General features: G+C 67.4%; 13 protein-coding genes. 7 read left to right on the top strand and 6 right to left on the bottom strand.

Going from position 1 to position 17457, the window contains the following annotated elements; genetic code table 11:
* Positions 1-82: 82 nt before the first annotated feature.
* Positions 83-2410, bottom strand: coding sequence for a TonB-dependent receptor (locus ACP7AB_RS00985; protein ID WP_425988026.1), 2328 nt, complete (start codon positions 2408-2410; stop codon positions 83-85).
* Positions 2411-2766: 356 nt separating this feature from the next.
* Here ACP7AB_RS00985 and ACP7AB_RS00990 point away from each other — a divergent pair, with 356 nt between their 5' ends.
* The 5 genes from ACP7AB_RS00990 (at position 2767) to ACP7AB_RS01010 (ending at position 7596) form a co-directional block, all read left to right on the top strand.
* Positions 2767-4125 (top strand): spinster family MFS transporter, encoded by a 1359-nt coding sequence (locus ACP7AB_RS00990; protein ID WP_425988028.1) that lies wholly within the window; start codon positions 2767-2769, stop codon positions 4123-4125.
* Complete coding sequence (locus ACP7AB_RS00995; RefSeq protein WP_425988031.1) at positions 4122-5765, top strand: AMP-binding protein; 1644 nt, start codon at positions 4122-4124, stop codon at positions 5763-5765. Before ACP7AB_RS00990 ends, ACP7AB_RS00995 begins: the two co-directional genes overlap by 4 nt.
* A gap of 61 nt (positions 5766-5826) precedes the next feature.
* Positions 5827-6735, top strand: a complete 909-nt coding sequence (locus tag ACP7AB_RS01000; protein ID WP_425988033.1) for a winged helix-turn-helix transcriptional regulator — start codon at positions 5827-5829, stop codon at positions 6733-6735.
* Between the two features lie 94 nt (positions 6736-6829).
* The gene (locus ACP7AB_RS01005) at positions 6830-7231 is read left to right on the top strand and encodes a nuclear transport factor 2 family protein (protein ID WP_425988037.1); all 402 of its coding nucleotides are present in this window, start codon (positions 6830-6832) and stop codon (positions 7229-7231) included.
* Positions 7228-7596 carry a nuclear transport factor 2 family protein gene (locus tag ACP7AB_RS01010; RefSeq protein ID WP_425988039.1) on the top strand — a complete coding sequence of 123 codons (369 nt, stop codon included), beginning with the start codon at positions 7228-7230 and terminating at the stop codon, positions 7594-7596. Before ACP7AB_RS01005 ends, ACP7AB_RS01010 begins: the two co-directional genes overlap by 4 nt.
* A 116-nt stretch (positions 7597-7712) precedes the next feature.
* On the opposite strand, the gene ACP7AB_RS01015 is transcribed toward ACP7AB_RS01010, so the two are convergent.
* The 5 genes from ACP7AB_RS01015 to ACP7AB_RS01035 form a co-directional block, all read right to left on the bottom strand.
* Positions 7713-9218: an AMP-binding protein gene (locus tag ACP7AB_RS01015; RefSeq protein ID WP_425988041.1), complete on the bottom strand. Its 1506-nt coding sequence runs from the start codon at positions 9216-9218 to the stop codon at positions 7713-7715.
* Between the two features lie 11 nt (positions 9219-9229).
* Positions 9230-10063: a DUF1295 domain-containing protein gene (locus ACP7AB_RS01020; RefSeq protein ID WP_425988043.1), complete on the bottom strand. Its 834-nt coding sequence runs from the start codon at positions 10061-10063 to the stop codon at positions 9230-9232.
* A gap of 30 nt (positions 10064-10093) precedes the next feature.
* Positions 10094-10852 (bottom strand): SDR family oxidoreductase, encoded by a 759-nt coding sequence (locus tag ACP7AB_RS01025; RefSeq protein WP_425988045.1) that lies wholly within the window; start codon positions 10850-10852, stop codon positions 10094-10096.
* A 9-nt stretch (positions 10853-10861) separates the two neighbouring features.
* Positions 10862-11392: a nuclear transport factor 2 family protein gene (locus ACP7AB_RS01030; protein ID WP_425988047.1), complete on the bottom strand. Its 531-nt coding sequence runs from the start codon at positions 11390-11392 to the stop codon at positions 10862-10864.
* Positions 11393-11475: 83 nt separating this feature from the next.
* Positions 11476-12498, bottom strand: coding sequence for a hypothetical protein (locus ACP7AB_RS01035; protein WP_425988050.1), 1023 nt, complete (start codon positions 12496-12498; stop codon positions 11476-11478).
* Positions 12499-12636: 138 nt separating this feature from the next.
* Here ACP7AB_RS01035 and ACP7AB_RS01040 point away from each other — a divergent pair, with 138 nt between their 5' ends.
* The gene (locus ACP7AB_RS01040) at positions 12637-13599 is read left to right on the top strand and encodes an SDR family NAD(P)-dependent oxidoreductase (RefSeq protein ID WP_425988052.1); all 963 of its coding nucleotides are present in this window, start codon (positions 12637-12639) and stop codon (positions 13597-13599) included.
* Positions 13600-13638: 39 nt separating this feature from the next.
* The gene (locus ACP7AB_RS01045; RefSeq protein WP_425988054.1) at positions 13639-17340 is read left to right on the top strand and encodes a hydantoinase B/oxoprolinase family protein; all 3702 of its coding nucleotides are present in this window, start codon (positions 13639-13641) and stop codon (positions 17338-17340) included.
* The last annotated feature ends 117 nt before the right edge of the window (positions 17341-17457 follow it).

Here is a 17457-nt window from a genome sequence, read left to right on the forward strand (position 1 = left end):
CCGGCATCGCACAAAAATAGGCCCCGCTGCTCACACAGCGGGGCCCAGGTGTCTCAGGTCAGGAAAAACCGGAAGAAGCGGCTCAGAAGTTGCGCCGCAGGGTGACCCCGTAGGTGCGGGGGTCGCCTAGGAAGGCCGAGTAGGATCCTGCCTGGAAGGTCGCGGGGATCACGCGGCGATAGTAGTCCTGGTCGAAGACGTTCCGGGCGAAGACGTCCAGCTGCCAGGCCTCGTTCGCGTCCCGCAGGGAGAAGCGGACGTTGGCGGTGGTGAAGCTGTCCTGTACGCGGTTCGGGTCGAAGCCGCCGGAGAAGAACTCGGACGAGTAGCGGGCGTCGGCATAGGCGACCCCGGTCAGGCTGTCGCCGATCGGGAACTCCCAGGTGATCGACGAGACGTTGACCCAGTCCGGCGACTGCTCCAGCTCCCGGCCGGAATACTGACGGTTCAGGACGTTCGTCGGATAATAGGCGTCCGTATAGCTGAGACCGTTGGTCAGGGTCAGGCCGGGGGTCGGCTCCCAGGTGACTTCCAGCTCGGCGCCCTTGGTGATGACCTCGGCCAGCGAACGGACCACGAAGCTGACGCCGGTGAACTCGATCAGCTGAAAGCCTTCGAACGTCTGGTGGAAGGCGGCGAAGTTGGCGCGCAGGGAGCGATTGAAGAACTCGCCCTTGATGCCGATCTCATAGGCGTCGACCGTCTCCTCGACGAAGGCCAGATCGCGGGCGTTCGGCGTGGCCGGTGTGGTGAAGGCGGCGCGGTCGAAGTTGTAGCCTCCCGACTTGTAGCCCCGCGAGTAGGACGCATAGGTGTTGAGCGACTGGCTGACCCGATAGGCGATGTTCACCGTTCCGGTCGTGGCCTCTTCGGTGCGCGCGTCCGTGTCGCCCGAGGGGTTCAGGCGCGTGTCCCAGAAGGGGGCGCAGAACCGGGTAATGCCGGCGGCGTCGCTGGTGCGGACGGCGCTGTCGCAGGCCGGGTTGAAGTTCTCGCCCCGGTAACTGATCTCCTTGTCGTTCTGCGTGTAGCGCAGGCCTGCAGTGATGCTGAGCGCATCCGTGACGCGGAAGACGTTGTGGGTGAAGAAGGAAAGGTCCTGCCCGCTCTGCTCACCGATGCCGCGCGCGCCGTCGCCGGGCCGGAAGGCGGCCAGGGTCGAGGCCTGGAAGGTCGCCGCGCCGCCGTAGATCAGCGGATAGTCGGCGCCCATGCGGAAGGCGCTGTCGTTCAGGACGGTCTCGTCCGAGTAGAACAGCCCCACCAGCCAGTCGAGCCGGCCGTTCTCACCCTGCAGACGCAGTTCCTGGGTCAGGACGTCGAAGCCCTGGTGCAGACCGTCGGGTGCGAAGAATCCGAGGTCGGCGCCCGAGTGGTCGAAATCCTGCGAGCGGAAGGCTTCCCAACTGCGGAAGGCGCTGACCGAGTTCAGGGTGGCCCAGCCCAGATCCCACTCCGCCGAGGCGGACACGCCCATATCCTCGATGTCCTCCTGGTTCTGGCGGATGTTGTTCTTGGAGGCGCGCCGGTCGAACGGATTGGTCGAGGGATACCCAATTCCGCCGCGCGCGGCCGCCAGCTGGTTGACCAGATTGTAGGTCGGGCCGGCGATGGCCAGAAGCGCGACACAGCAGTTCTCGTTGCGGTTCGTATAGTCGGCCGTGAAGGTCCAGCTGAGGGTCTCGGACGGACGCCACAGCAGCTTGCCGCGCACGAACTGGCGGTCGAGGTTGTCCAGGCTCTCGCCCGAGTTGGCGTCGGAATGGAAGCCGTCACGCAGCTCGTAGCTGCCCTCGATGCGCAGGGCCAGTTCATCGTCGACCAGCGGGAAGTTCGCGGCGCCCGAGATCCGGCGATCGTTGAAGCTGCCGTAAGACCCGGTGATATTGCCGCTGATACCGTTGAAATCCGGCTGTTTCGTTGTGACGTTGATGATGCCTGAAGAGGTGTTCCGCCCGAACAGGGTGCCCTGCGGCCCCCGCAGGACCTCGATGCCCTGCAGGTCGCCCAATTCCGAAAGGGCGACCCCCGTGCGGGCCCTGATGACGCCGTCGATGATGACGCCGACGGAGGATTCCAGACCGGGGTTGGTCGAGGTGGTGCCCACGCCCCGGATGCGGATCGAGGAGTCCGAGCCGCCGCCGGGCGTCTGGAACTGAACGCTGGGGGCCAGGCTGGTCAACTCACGGATGTCGCTGACGCCGGAGTTCTCCAGCTGCTCGCCGCTGACTGCGGTCACGGCGACCGGCGCCTCGATCAGACGCTGCGCGCGGCGTGTGGCGGTGACGATGATCTCATCGACGACCGTCGCCTCCTGCCCGGCGGGGGCGGTCTGGGCCAGGGTCGGCGTCGCGGAAAGCGTCGCGGCGATGACCAATGCGGATACGCTGACTGTGCCTCTGATATTCACGCCCAATCCTCCCATGAGCCCCCGTTAGCCGAGGTGCTTCTGGGGGCAATGTGTCACTGGTGAATTGAGACTGTCAAATAGCTTTTGTAATCAGACCGACTTGTGTGCTTCAGTGTGAGCAAGGTGACACGGTCCAGCCAAACGGAGGTTGTGCCGGTCGCGACCGAACGGGGATTCGGCGGATTTTCGGGCGATACCTTGTGCGACAACAGGGAGTTGCGAGTGCATTATCGCTGTTCATGCACCTTCGCGCCGCGATCGACCGACAGGATCGGTGACGCGAGTGCGAAACGAACGGGCGGTCATCTCGCAACTGCGAAAGTCACTTTCATCTTGAGATTGAACGGGGTCGCGACATGAGCGTGGGTGATGGTGTGACGGGCGCAGGGCAACCGGCGGCGGCGAGGATATGGCCCCATTCCGGCTGGGCCTGGTTCGCGGTCGCGGCCCTTATGGTGGCCTACACCTCCAGCTTCATCGACCGTCAGATCCTCACCCTTCTGGTTCAGCCGATCCGGGCCGATCTGACCATCACCGATACCCAGTTCAGCCTGCTGGCCGGGATCGCCTTCTCCCTGTTCTACACCGTCATGGGCGTGCCCCTGGCGAGGCTGGCGGATCGGGGCAGCCGACGCTGGATCATCTTCTGGGGCATCGTGGTCTGGAGCGTGATGACCGTGGCCTGCGGTCTGGCGAACAGCTTCTGGGCCCTGTTTGCCGCGCGCATCGGCGTCGGCATCGGCGAGGCAGCCCTGTCGCCCGCCGCCTATTCGATGATCTCCGACTATTTCCCGCCGCGTCAGCGCGCACGCGCCCTGGCCGTTTATTCGATGGCCCCCTACCTCGGCGCCGGGCTGGCCCTGATGATCGGCGGAGCGGTGATCGACGCCATAGCCCAGGCGGGAGCGATGCAACTGCCCTTCGTCGGCGAACTGGCGCCCTGGCAGCAGACCTTCGTCCTCGTCGGCGCGCCGGGCCTGCTGATCGCCGCCCTGTTCATCATCGTTCGAGAACCGCCGCGTCACGGCGTGACCAGGTCGGGCGTCCAGGCCGGGGTCCTCAAATACATGTGGTCCCGCAAGTCGACCTTCTACGTCCTGATCATGGCCTTCTCGATCTTCGGCATGGCCGGCATCTCCTATCTGGCCTGGGCGCCGGCGGTGCTGATCCGCCAGCACGGCATGACACCCGCCGAAGTCGGATTCGCCTACGGGGTCGTGCTGCTGGCCGCCGCCACGCCGGGCGTTCTGGTCGGCGGCTGGATGACCGACTGGCTCGCCAGCAAGGGCCGGACCGACGCGCCGGTCCGGGTCGCCATCCTGGCGCTGATAGCCAGCCTTCCCTTTGCCATCGCCATGCCGCTGATGCCGACGCAGGGCATGGCCATCGCCGCGCTCGCAGGCTTCAGCTTCTTCGCCGGCGTTATGAACAGCCTCCCGGCCACGGCGCTGCAGGCCGTCGCCCCGAACCAGCTGCGAGCGCAAATCACGGCCATCTATTTCCTGATCGGCAACCTGGTCTCCCTCGGCCTCGGCCCCACCATCGTGGCCGCGATCAGCGACAATTTCCTGGGCGGCGGCGAGAATATCGGCCTGTCGCTGGCCATCGTCAGTGGCGTCACCATCGCCATCGCCTCCTTCCTGCTGGGCCGGGCGCTGAAACCCTTCCGGGACAGCGTCGAGGAGGCCCGTGAGTGGCAGGAGCCGGCCCGATGAGCGGCCTGACCGAGGATAAGCGCCTCTCCCTCCCCTGGTTCGACCCGGCGCCGCCCTCGGCCGAGGACTGTGTCATTCCCCGGCTGATCGACCGCTGGGCGGCCGAGACGCCCGACGTGGTCTTCATCCGCTTCGAGAGCGGCGAGACCTGGACCTGGGCCGAGACGCGCCGGCGAGCGTTGTCAACCGCCGCCGCCCTGCAGGCGCGCGGCGTCAACGGCGGAGACATCGTCGCGGCCTGGGCCCCGAATGGGCCGGCCCTGCTGCGGGCCTGGTTTGGCGCCAACTATGCGGGCGCGGTCCTGGCGCCCATCAACACCAGTTTCCGCGGCAAGCTGCTGGAACACGCCGTTGGCAAGACCGGCGCGAAGGTGATGATCGTCCACCCCGACCTCGCGCCACGTCTGGAGGGGCTGTCGCTGGGCGCCGCCGAACGTCTGATCCTGACCGGGCCTTCCGAGCCCCTGAACCTGCCCTTAACGATCGAGGGCGCGTCCGCTCTGGACGGCGATCCCGCCGCCTGCACCCCCGTGCCCCAGCATCCCTGGGACCCCCCGGTGATCATTTTCACCTCCGGCACCACCGGTCCGTCGAAGGCGGTGATCACCTCCTATGTGCAGGAGTGGACCACGGCCAGGGTGACCTACGGCTATATGGTCCAGTCCGACCGGATGCTGGTGAACCTGCCGATGTTCCACGTCGGCGGCATCGCGGCGATCACGGCCGCAGTGGCCTGCGGCGGCTCGGTGGCCCTGTTCGAGGCCTTCGACACCCGCCGGTTCTGGGAAACGGTGCGCGAGACGGGCTCGACGGTCTGCTCCGGCCTGATCGGGGCCCTCACCTCCTTCCTGATGAAGGAGCCGCCGAAGGCCGACGACGCCGATAATCCCCTTCGCATGGTGACCCTGTCGCCGATCAACGAGGATACGGTCGCGCTCGGAAAGCGGTTCGGTTTCGACTACCTTTCCGGGTTCAACATGACGGAGGTGTCGGGCCCGCTGATCAGCGCTGTCAACGATCCGGTGATGCGCTCCTGCGGACGGGTGCGCGTCGGCATGGAGTGCCGCATCGTCGACGACCAGGATAACGAGGTTCCACACGGCCAGCCCGGCGAACTCGTGATCCGCTCGGACAATCCCTGGACGCTGTTCAGCGGCTACCTCGGCGATCCGGAGGCGACGGCCCGGGCCTGGCGCAACGGCTGGTTCCACACCGGCGATCTGATGTGGCGGGACGCCGAGGGCTGCTTCTTCTTCGTCGACCGCAAGAAGGATGCGATCCGCCGGCGCGGCGAGAACATGTCCTCGCTGGAGATCGAGATCGAGGTCGTCGCCCACCCGTCCGTCCGCGAATGCGCCGCCTACGGTATCGACCTCCCAGGCGGCGAACAGGAGGTCATGGTGGCCGTGGCGCCTGTCGATGGAGCCCGGATCGATCCGCGCGAACTGGTCGAATGGCTGATCCCGCGCATGACCCATTTCATGGTGCCCCGCTACGTCCGGGTCGAAACCGCACTGCCCAAGACCCCGACCAACAAGATCCAGAAGACCGGCCTGCGCGACGAGGGCGTCACCGCCGCGACCTTCGACCGGGAGCCGGCCGGGCTGGTGGTTCGACGTCAGAAATTGACGGTTGCTTGATAAGACCTGACGGCGTCGCCTAATAGGGGGCATGTCCCGCGTCGCGCCGAAAATTCGTCTGGTGCCAAAGAGCTCCGTCAACCGGGCCCTCAATGCCCTGGGCGATCGCTGGAGCCTGCTGGTCGTGCAGGAGGCCTTTCTGGGGGCCACACGGTTCGAGGAATTCCACGCCCGTCTGGGCGGCGCCCGCTCGACCCTGTCCAGCCGTCTGGCGGCGCTGGAGCGGCACGGCATCCTGGTCAGGAAGCCCCACCGCGACGAGGGTGTGCGCATGGCCTATCACCTGACGCCGCGCGGCCTCGGCCTGTTCGATTCCATGATGCTGATGTGGGGCTGGGGCGTGCGCTGGGGCGTGACCGGCGGCCGGGCCCCGACCGTCTTCACCCACACGGAGTGCGGCAAGCCCATGCTGCCCGAACTGCGCTGTGGCGGCTGCGGCGAGCCCCTCACCCTGCACACCTGCACCTACACCGAAGGTCCCGGACAGGGGATGGAGCGGTTGCCGGTGCAGCGGATGCATCGTCGCCGCCAGCCGAACGACGAGGCGCCGACCATCGAACTGGTCGATCTGCTCGGCGACCGCTGGACTGCCCTTGTGGTCAGCGTCCAGTATTTCGGCCTCCACCGTTTCGACGAGATCCAGGGCGTTCTCGGCATCGCGTCCAACATCCTGACCGACCGTCTGCGAACACTGGAGATGTCGGGGATCTTCGAGCGACGCCTCTATGAGATGACGCCGCCCCGCTATCAGTACCGGCTCACCAAGAAGGGCCAGGACCTCTATCCCCATGCCCTGGCCATGATGACCTGGGCCGACACCCACCTGAAGGATCGGGCCGGGCCGCCCGTCAAGATCCGGCACGTCTGCGGAGAGCCGCTGAATCCGCAGATCAGTTGCAGCGCATGCAAGGGCCGTCTGACACTCGAGACGGTGGTGATGAAGGCGGGGCGGATCAAGCCTTCGGCATGAGATCAGTCCGGGTTTGAAAGCAGCCTTCTAGCGCTTGCATTAGCAGACTTATCGTCCTAGCGTTTCTCCAGCGAGAACGCATGGGAGACGACGCGTGGCCGAGAACATGAAGGTCGTGGAGGCCATGATGGCCGCCTGGAAGAAGCGCGATGTGGAGGGCTTCATCGCCACCCTCGCCGACGACATCGAATACCACTGGCACCCCACAAAACGTCCGGCCGTCGGCAAGGACAAGATGCGGAAATTCCTCTCCAACTACGAGGCCGGCTTCGACCAGCAGGAGTGGCGGGTCACCCATTCGGCCGAGAACGGCGAGGTCCTGTTCGTCGAGGGGATGGAGGTCCTGGTCGACCGCGCGTCGGGCGTGAAGATCGACAACCCCTTCGTCCAGGTCTTCCAGGTCCGCGACGGCCTGATCTACAGGATGCGCGACTACTACGACACCTCGCAGGTTCATGCCCCGGCGAGGCCCGAGGCCGCAAAGGCGACGGCGTGAGCGCGCCGATCGATCGCCTGCGGGCGCTGATGGTCGTGTCGGAGGCGCGCGACAAACCCGCCTTCCTCGACTTCTTCGCCGACGACGTCGAGTACCACTACCACGTCGGCACCCGCCCCCTGGTCGGGAAGGAGTGGGTCGACAGGTTCATCACCAAATACTGGGCCAACCACTCGGCGACCAAGTGGACGCTCGTGAACTGGGCCGAGAACGGCGACAAGGTGCTGACCGAGGGGCAGGAGGACTACGTCAACGCCGACGGCGTCAGCGTCTCCCATCCCTATATGGGAATCATCGAATTCCGGGACGGCAAGATTGTCGCCTGGCGCGACTATTTCCAGATGAAGGATCCGGCCGCGTCCTGACGCTGACTCAGTTCGACTTTAGCCTATTAAACCAATAACTTGCATCCTTTTGATGCGAGATCGCGTTCGGAATTGCACGCGCTGGACTCGGTGTTCTCCGAGTGCAATTCGCACCCTTAAACGGCCTGCATCCGCTCGGCCCGCAAGGCCGAACGCCTCACCTTGCCGGCGTCGTCGCGCAGGCGTTCGGTCGTGACCTCCAGCGACCGAGGCCGCTTGTAGGGCGCGATCCGCTCGGCGAGTAAGGCGTTCAGCCCAGCCTCGTCGAGCACCCCGTCCGCCGTCTCGACGATGGCGTGCACCCGCTGACCGAAGTCGGCGTCGGGCAGGCCCACCACCACGCTGCACAGGACGCCGGGGAAGCTGTCGATCGCCGCCTCGACCTCGGCCGGATAGACGTTGGCGCCCCCCGAGACGATCATGTCCACGCGCCGGTCGGCCAGATACAGCCAGCCGTCCTCGTCGACATAGCCCATGTCGCCCAGGGTCTCGAACGTCCCGTTCGCGCGCGGTTCGGCGCCGAGGTATCTGTAGGTCGTCCCCTGCCCCCGCAGCGGCATGAAATAGATCTCGCCGACCTCGCCTGGCGCGCAGGGCTCGCCCGCCTCGTCCAGCACCTTCATCTCGTAGCCGGGCAGCACCTTGCCGACCGAGCCGGGGTGATCCAGCCATTCGACGCCGCGAATGCCGGTGCCGCCCAGGGCCTCGGTGCCGGTGTAGATTTCCCAGACTGTTTCCGGTCCGACCCAGTCGATCCACTTCTGCTTCAGCCACGGCGGACAGGCGGCGGCGATATGCATCACGGCGTCGACCGACGACATGTCGTACTTCGCCTTCACCTCGTCCGGCAGCGACCAGATGCGGTGCATCATGGTCGGCACCTGGAACAGCCAGCTGACCTTGTACCGGTCGACCAGCCGCAGCGTTTCCTCCGCGTCGAAGCGCGGCATCAGGATGATGTGCACGCCCCAGCCCATGGCCAGACAGGTCATGCCGAACGGCGCCGCGTGATAGAGCGGGCCGGGGTTCAGCAGCACGTCCTCGGGGATCATGCCGAGCAGCAGGATGTCGGGATCCGCCATGGCCGGGGCCATGTCGACGATCACCTTGGGCCGCCCGGTCGAACCGCCGCTGGCGATGGCCTTGAGGTGTTTCGATGCGATCTCCGGCAAGGGAGAGGCGTCGGCAGAGGCGTCCCAGGTCTCCGCCTCCGACAGCCGCCTTGTCGCGCCGGCCTTGGCCGCATCGTCGATGACGATCAGGCGCGGCTGGAGCAGTTCGATTATGCCCGCCAGCTCTGCTGCCGGCAGCTTGTGCGACAGGGGCGCCGGCGTGGCGCCGAGCGCCCACACCGCGAACGCCAGCTCCAGGAACGCCGGACAGTTGGGCAGGGCGATGGCGACGAAGTCCCCCTCGACCACCCCCGCCCTCTGCAACGTCCGCGCCCGCCGGTTGACCCGGTCCGCCAGCTCGCGCCGCGTCAGGGTCACGCCTTCGAAGGTCAGGGCCGGGCGGTCCGGATCACGTTCCGCATGGATGTTCAACAGCATGCCGACCGCCCGCACGCCGGACAGGTCCGTCATCGCCGTCGACAGGGTGCGGGGGCGGTTCGGACGACGCATCGCGGATTCCATCAGGCGGGGTTCGTCCCGTCAGCCGCCGCGCGCCTGGGCGGCCACGGGATCAGAGGACTGGTCCGGGCAATGTAGTCCGCATATCCGGGCCGATGATAGGTCAGCCGCTTCTCGTACGAAGGACCACCCGAATATTTGAGGAACAGCACCAGCAGCAGCAGTGGCCCGACGATGCCGAACAGGCCCAGCGTCGTCTCGGCGGCGATGCCGAACAGACCGAACCATGTGCACAGATCGCCGAAATAGTTGGGGTGCCGCGTATAACGCCACAGGCCGCTGTCGAACACCTTGCCTGCGTTGGCCGGGTCCGCCTTGAACTTCACAAGCTGATAATCGGCCAGGCTCTCGAAGCAGACGCCGAACACCACGAGCCCGGCGCACGCCCAGCCCAGGGTCCCGACCTCGACCGGCGTCGACGACATCTGACCCAGTTGCACAGGCAGGCTGGTCGCCCACAGGATCGGGGCCTGGGTCATGAAGACCAGGCGCCAGGACGCCTTGCCGAAGCTCCAGCCCTTCCCCTCCATGGCCCGGTCCAGCATCTTCACATAGCGCCTGTCCGGCCCGTGCGAGCGCCAGCGCCACAGGATGTAGAGACCCAGCCGCAGCCCCCAGACGCAGGTCAGGACGGTGATCAACTGCATCCGCTCGGGCGCGCCGTCGGCCATGAAGAAGGTCGTCACCGCCATCAGGGCCAGGCCCAGCGCCCACCAGGCGTCGATGAAGGACACGTCCTTGATGGCGCACCCGACCCGCCACAGGATCACGAAGGACGCCAGGGCGATCAGGAAGTTGATCCCGAGAATGCTCAGGATTTCGGTGATGGGCGGCATGGTCTCGTCTCCCCGTTATTGATCCGGCGTCTAGCGGCCGGTCGACAGTTCCTTGGCATGCAGCATCTTGGCCATGCCCCGCTCCATCCCCTTGGGATCGCGGGCCAGGGCGGCGCGGCTCTCGATCGCGAACCGGTCGGTGTCGATCTCGTCGATGCCCCGGGTGATGCCCTTCATGGCGGCGCGGGCGATATCCTCCGGCGCCGCCTTGGCGCCCTTCACATGCGAGGCCATCCGGGTGTCGACCGAGCCGACGATCAGGGAGGTGACGCTCGTCCCCTGCCCGGCCAGCTCGGCGCGGATGCAGGATCCGGCGGCGCGCATGGCGAACTTGGACGGGCTGTAGCCGCCCATGTTGGGCACGGCGACGATGCCCCCGACCGACAGCACGTTCAGGATCGCGCCCCCGCCGTTGGCCTTGAGCGCCGGAGCGAAGGCCCGCGCCATCAGCAGCGGCCCGAAATAGTTGACCTCCATCTCGTCGCGCGCAGCGGAGATGTCGTCGGAGCCGATCAGCAACCTGTTGTGGAACGCTCCGGCGTTATTGACCACCACAGAGACGTCGGGACAGGCGGCGGCCGCGGCGACGATCTGGTCCGGCTTCGAAACATCGAGGCGCACCGCGACCACCTTGCCGGGATACTGCTCCTCGAGGTGTCTGGCCGAGGCCGGGTCGCGGGCCGCCGCATAGACCCTGGCCGCCCCCTCGGAGATCAGCACATGGACGAAGCCTTCGCCGATGCCACGGTTGGCCCCGGTGACGATGGCGACACAGCCCTGGATGTCCATGCGCTCGCCTCAGGCCGCAGTGTAGATGATGTCGTCAGGCTTCTTGGCCCCGCGCCGCAGCACCGAGGCGTCCCGGGTGATGGCGCCCCGAGCCCAGGTCTCGGAGAGCTCGTGCTCCTCGTTCCATTCCCAGCACATGGTGCGGCGGAAGATGCGCCATTCGGCGCCCCGCTTCTCCATCTGATCGACGCAGCGGGCCAGTGTCCGGGTGTCGAACTCCTGTCCCTTTACCGTCAGGCGCGAGGCGGTGAGGATGTAGCATTCGGCCGTCGCCGTGGTCGCCGACTTCAGATCGATGATCAGGTTCACGGCCATATGGTTCATCAGCCCGGCCTTGGGCAGTCGCTCCTTGATCACGGCCACCCATTCGGACGCTGGCCCGTCGAAGGTACCGCCATGATCCTCCCAGCCGTCCGGCCAATAGGCGCGTTCAACGAGGTCGAGGTCGGCACGATCGCAGCCACGAAGAAACTTCAGCAGCACCTCCTCGATCGCCTTCTTTTCGAGCAGAGCCTGCACCTCAGAGTCGCGGTCGGCCATCTTGATATCCTCCGATGACTGTTATTAAGTCTTGAAACAAAAGTGACATGGCTTGCGTTAGCAGGCAAGCCGGCCTGGCCGCTTTAGAGCCTCAGCAGGCCCGGCGCCGCCGCGACGACGCGCGGGAGGGCCTGGATCACCATGGCCGCCACGGCGAACTGTTCGGGCCGGGTGCGGACCCCATCAGGGGCCGTGTCGACCAGATCTATAGCGATCCGGACGCCAGGCAGGCCGTCGACCTCGATCTCCCAGTGCGGCTTGCCGGCGAACGGCGCCTGGGCCGGATCCATGATCCAGTTGACCTCATGGGTGATGCGCCGGACGCCGTCGATCAGGCCGTGCACGCGCCAGGTCGTCGCCGAGACCGTGCCCTTGGGAATCAGCCCCGCCGCAATGGTCAGGTCGCGCTCGGCCAGGCTGACTGCATGGTCCGGTTCGAACCGGTCGAGCGACAGGCCGAGCCTCTGGGCCAGCCCCTCGACGCTCTGGGAGAACATGGCCGTGAAAGTCTCCGCCAGCGGCCCGTTCGTCAGATCGATCTCTCCCGCCGCAGAGCCGAAACCCAGGGCTCCGAAGACGTAGTCGGGGTTAGGAACCGTTGTGCAGTCGATGATCTCCCGGGTCGCGATGTTGCTGTGCGACAGGCACAGGGCGACGGCGTTGGCCGCCATCCGCTCCGCCACCCAGCCCGGATTGACGCCGGTCCCCGCCAGGGTCACCCCGCCCTTGTGCGCACTGTCCGCCAGCCCGTTCGCATAGTCGAGACCCAGGGCGGCGGGCTCGAAATAGTGGTTGATGCTGACGACGTTCTTGCCGGATTCCAGCAGCCGCTTCACGTCGGTATCATGTCCGACATAGGGGGCGGACAGCATCGGGGCGTGGATCACCACGTCGGCGTCGAGCGCCAGGATCTCGTCGATCGAACGGGTCGCGATCACCCCCGTCTCGGGCCGCCGCGCGATGTCGCCCGCGTCGCGTCCGGCCTTGGCCTCGCCGTAGACGAGCAGGCCGACCAGCTGGAACCGGTCGTCGTCCAGCACGGCCCGCAGACAGGCCTTGCCCATCGAGCCGGTCGCCCACTGGATCACCCGGATGGGTCTGGTCATCGCGCCTCCCGACGCAGTCGACGCGCCTTCTGCATCAACGGTGAAGCGATAAGTCCAGAAACGCAAGCTGCTTGCCAAGCGCCTCCGAACGATTAGTGTGCTTACGCAAGCGACAGCGGGTCGCGCGGAGAGACGTCCATGGCCGAGCCCCCCTTCTGGCAGGCGCTGATGAAGTCGGTGAATTTCTACGCCCGCTTCGCGCCGTCCTTCACCCGCGTTGGCTATATCGCGCGCGGCCTGCCGTTCAAGCCGGTGAAGGCGAACTACGCCGGCCAGAACTGGCTGGTGACCGGCGCAACGGGCGGCCTCGGCAAGGCCACGGCGCTGCGCGCCACCGCCAAGGGCGCGACCGTCTACGCCGTCGGCCGCAATGTGCGGGCCCTCGGCGACCTGGTGCGTGAGGCCAAAGGTCCCGGCAAGATCGTGCCCGTCACCTGCGACCTGTCATCGATGGCCGCCGTCGCCGGCCTGTCGAAACGGCCCGAGATCGCCGCGGTGAAGTTCGACGTCGTCGTCAACAACGTCGGCCTCCTGTTGCGCCACTATCAGGCGACCCACGAGGGGCTGGAGACCTCCTACGCCACCAACCTGCTGAGCCACTGGATCCTGACCGAGGACCTGCACAGGGCCGGCGAACTCAAGCCCGGAGCCGCGATTATCAACGTCGTCTCCGGCGGCCTCTATAACCTCGCCCTCAACAAGAAGATGCTCAACATTCCCGAGGAGCATTTCAACGGTTTCGCCGCCTATGCCGCCCACAAGCGCGCGCAACTGGCTCTCGCGGAGCATTGGCGCGCGGCCTGGGCCGCCGACGGGATCAGAACCTACGCCGTCCACCCCGGCTGGGCCGACACCGCCGGGGTGAAGACCAGCCTGCCGAAGTTCCGCAGAATCCTCGCCCCGATCCTGAGGAACGACCACGAGGGCGCCGACACCATCGACTGGCTGGCCGCGACCCGTCCGCCCGAGGTCGTCGACGAGATCTGGTTCGACCGCAAACCGCGCACCGCCCATGCCTATCCGCACACCCGCAACCCACGCACGACCATCCCCGACATCGTCGCCTTCCTAGAGGCCGACCGGCAGCGTCTGGCGGTCTGAAGCCTTGCCGCCGCCGTCCCGATCCGCGATGGATCGGGGATGGCGAGCGACACGACATCGACCGAGGGTTGGCGGTTCTGGATCGACCGGGGCGGCACGTTCACCGACATCGTCGCCCGCGCGCCCGACGGCGCCCTGACCACGGCCAAGCTCCTGTCGGACAACCCGGATCAGTACGAGGATGCCGCCGTCGAGGGCGTGCGGCGCATCCTCGGCGCCGGTTCCGGCTCCCTGCCGGCGGGCGTCGTCTCCGACATCCGCATGGGCACGACGGTGGCGACCAACGCCCTGCTCGAACGCAAGGGCGAGCCGACGGTCCTGGCCATCACGCGCGGCTTCGGTGATGCGCTGCGTATCGGCTGGCAGGCCCGACCCGACATCTTCGCCCGCCATGTCGTCCTGCCCGAACCTCTGCACGACCGGGTCATCGAGATCGACGAACGCGTCCGTGCTGACGGGGCCATCGACCGCCCGCTGGACGAGGCTTCGGCTCGCCAGGCCCTGACCGCCGCCTTCGCCGACGGCTACCGCGCCCTCGCCATCGTCCTCGTCCACGGCTGGCGCTTCACCGATCACGAGACCCGCCTCGCCGGGATCGCCCGCGAGATCGGCTTCACCCAGATCTCGGTCAGCCATGAGGTCGGCGCCCTGATCAAGCTGATCGGACGCGGCGACACGACGGTGGCCGACGCCTATCTGTCGCCAGTGCTCGACGCCTATGTCGCCCGCGTCGGCAAGGCCCTCGGCCCCGACGTCCCCCTGATGTTCATGCAGTCGTCCGGCGGCCTCGCCAGCCCCTCCGCCTTCCGGGGCAAGGACGCCATCCTGTCCGGCCCGGCCGGCGGCGTGGTCGGCATGGGGGCGACGGCCGAGGCCGCCGGCTTCGACCACGTCATCGGCTTCGACATGGGCGGCACCTCGACCGACGTCTCCCACTATTCCGGCAGTTTCGAGCGGACCTCGGACGCCGTGGTCGCGGGCGTCCGACTGCGCGCCCCCATGCTGTCGATCCACACGGTGGCGGCCGGCGGCGGGTCCATCTGCCGCTTCGACGGATCACGCCTGCGGGTCGGGCCAGAATCCGCCGGCGCCGTGCCTGGCCCCGCCGCCTACCGCCGCGGCGGCCCCCTGACGGTGACCGACTGCAACGTCCTGCTCGGCAAGCTGCGTCCCGAGTTTTTCCCCGCCGTCTTCGGCCCCGACGGCGACCGGCCGCTGGACCACGCCGCCGTCGCGCAGAAGTTCGACGCCCTCGCCGCCGAGGTCGCCGCCGCCACCGGCCGCCCGACGGATCCGCTCGACCTCGCCGAGGGCTTCATCGCTATCGCCGTCCAGAACATGGCCGAGGCGATCAAGTCGATCTCCATCCAGCGCGGCCATGACCTGACCGGCTATGTCCTGAACTGTTTCGGCGGCGCGGGCGGCCAGCATGCCTGTCTCGTCGCCGACGCCCTGGGCATGACGACGGTGATGCTGCATCCGTTTGCAGGCGTCCTCTCCGCCTACGGAATGGGCCTGGCCTCGGTGCGGACCATCCGCCAGACCACCGTCGCCGCCCCGCTGGCCCCCGCCTCAGACGCCGCGTTGGCCAACCGCGTCGCCGCCCTCGACGCCGAGGCCCGCGCCGATCTCCTGGCCCAGGGTCTGCCCGCCGCCTCCATCACCACCGAGGCCCGCGCCGAGATCAAGTTCGCCGGTAGCGACACCCCCCTGACCGTCGCCTTCGGCCCTGCTGCGGACATGGCCGCCGCCTTCGGGACCCTGCACCGCCAGCGCTTCGGCTTCTTCGCCGAGGACAAGCCGCTGATCGTGGAGATGCTGGAAGTCGAGGCCGTATCTTCTCCCTCCCCCTCGGGGGAGGGTGGTCGGAGCGCAGCGAAGACCGGGTGGGGGCGGCAAGGCAATACAGAGTCAGTCGTACGGGGCGTAGCCTTGCCGCCCCCACCCGGCGCTTCGCGCCTGCCCTCCCCCGAGGGGGAGGGAGAGGCCCGGTCCGTGTCCGTCCGCCTCGCCGGCGCAGACCACGACACCCCCGTTCACCACCGCGACCATCTGGCCCCCGACGCCCGCATCGCCGGCCCCGCCGTGATCCTCGAATCCACCGGCACCACCATCGTCGAACCCGGCTGGTCCGCTCGCGTCGACGCCTCGGCCAACCTGATTCTCGAGCGCACCACCCCGCTCGCCAACCGCGCCCCCGTCGGAACCCACGCCGACCTCATCCTGCTGGAGGTGTTCAACAGTCGCTTCATGGCCTGCGCCGAACAGATGGGAGAGGCCCTGCGCGCCACCGCCTGGTCGGTGAACATCAAGGAGCGGCTCGACTTCTCCTGCGCCATCTTCGACAGCGCGGGCGCCCTGATCGCCAACGCCCCGCACATTCCGGTCCACCTCGGCTCGATGGGCGAGAGCATCCGCGTCGTCATCGCCTCGCGCGGTGCGGCCCTGAAGCCGGGCGACGTCGTCATGCTGAACGCCCCCTACAATGGCGGCACCCATTTGCCCGACATCACCGTCATCATGCCGGTCTTCCTCGACGCAGAGGCCGCGCCCGCCTTCTTCGTCGCCGCGCGCGGCCATCACGCCGACGTCGGCGGCATTACGCCCGGCTCCATGCCCGCCTCCTCCACCACGGTCGAACAGGAGGGCGTCCTGATCGACGACTTCCTGCTGGTCGAGGGCGGCCGCCTCCGCGACGCCGAAACCCGCACCCTGTTCGCCTCGGGTCCCTGGCCGTCGCGCAACGTCGATCAGAACATGGCCGACCTGAAGGCCCAGGTCGCCTCCTGCCAGCGCGGGGCCGATGAACTCAACCGCATGGTCGTCGAGTTCGGCCGCCCGGTGGTCGAGGCCTATATGACCCACGTCCAGTCCAATGCCGAGGAAGCCGTCCGTCGCGCCATCGCCGCCCTGAAGCCGGGCTCATTCGCCTATGAGATGGACGACGGCGCCGTCATCTGCGTCCGCATCGACGTGGACCCCGACGCCCGCACGGCCGTCGTCGACTTCACCGGGACCAGCGGCCAGCGCCCGACCAATTTCAACGCCCCCCTGTCGATCACCCGGGCGGCGACCCTCTATGTCTTCCGCACCCTGGTCGACGACGCCATCCCGCTGAACGAGGGCTGTATGAAGCCCATCACATTGATCGTGCCGGAGCGGTCGATGCTGAACCCCCGCTATCCGGCGGCGGTCGTGGCCGGCAACGTCGAGACCAGTCAGGCCGTGGTGGATACGTTGTACGGCGCGCTGGGCATCCTGGCCGCCAGCCAGGGCACGATGAACAACTTCACCTTCGGCGACGCGACCCGCCAGTATTACGAGACCATCGCCGGCGGCGCGGGCGCCGGCCCGGACGCCCCCGGCGCGAGCGCGGTCCAGAGCCACATGACCAACAGCCGGCTGACCGATCCAGAGGTGCTGGAAACCCGCTTCCCGGTGTTGCTGGAAGAGTTCTCGATTCGCCGAGGCTCCGGCGGCGCGGGCGCGGCGAAAGGCGGCGACGGCGCGACCCGGCGGGTGCGGTTCCTCGAATCGATGACCGCCGCCATCCTGTCCGGCCACCGCCGCATCGCGCCGTTCGGGGCGGCGGGCGGCGAACCCGGCTCGGTCGGGGCCAATTCGATCGAACGCGCGGACGGGTCAGTGGAAATCCTGGGCTCGACCGCCGAAACGTCCATGCAGCCCGGCGACGTCTTCGTCATCCAGACCCCAGGCGGCGGCGGATTCGGCCACAAATAACCCTCTCCCGGTGGGAGAGGGATTGAGTGCCCGGGAGCGTAGCGATCGGACTTGCGCGAAAGGGTGAGGATCGGATCTCGCCGGAAGCGCACGGCCCTCACCCTTTCGGCTTGACGC

Source organism: Brevundimonas sp. TWP3-1-2b1, assembly GCF_049896165.1.
Classification (GTDB): domain Bacteria; phylum Pseudomonadota; class Alphaproteobacteria; order Caulobacterales; family Caulobacteraceae; genus Brevundimonas; species Brevundimonas subvibrioides_B.

Coding starts and splice junctions, on each gene's coding strand:
- ACP7AB_RS01045 (WP_425988054.1), top strand. CDS start 13,639: ATGGCGAGCGACACGACATCGACCGAGGGTTGGCGGTTCTGGATCGAC.
- ACP7AB_RS01025 (WP_425988045.1), bottom strand. CDS start 10,852: ATGGACATCCAGGGCTGTGTCGCCATCGTCACCGGGGCCAACCGTGGC.
- ACP7AB_RS01035 (WP_425988050.1), bottom strand. CDS start 12,498: ATGACCAGACCCATCCGGGTGATCCAGTGGGCGACCGGCTCGATGGGC.
- ACP7AB_RS01030 (WP_425988047.1), bottom strand. CDS start 11,392: ATGGCCGACCGCGACTCTGAGGTGCAGGCTCTGCTCGAAAAGAAGGCG.
- ACP7AB_RS01015 (WP_425988041.1), bottom strand. CDS start 9,218: ATGCGTCGTCCGAACCGCCCCCGCACCCTGTCGACGGCGATGACGGAC.
- ACP7AB_RS01040 (WP_425988052.1), top strand. CDS start 12,637: ATGGCCGAGCCCCCCTTCTGGCAGGCGCTGATGAAGTCGGTGAATTTC.
- ACP7AB_RS00990 (WP_425988028.1), top strand. CDS start 2,767: ATGAGCGTGGGTGATGGTGTGACGGGCGCAGGGCAACCGGCGGCGGCG.
- ACP7AB_RS00995 (WP_425988031.1), top strand. CDS start 4,122: ATGAGCGGCCTGACCGAGGATAAGCGCCTCTCCCTCCCCTGGTTCGAC.
- ACP7AB_RS01020 (WP_425988043.1), bottom strand. CDS start 10,063: ATGCCGCCCATCACCGAAATCCTGAGCATTCTCGGGATCAACTTCCTG.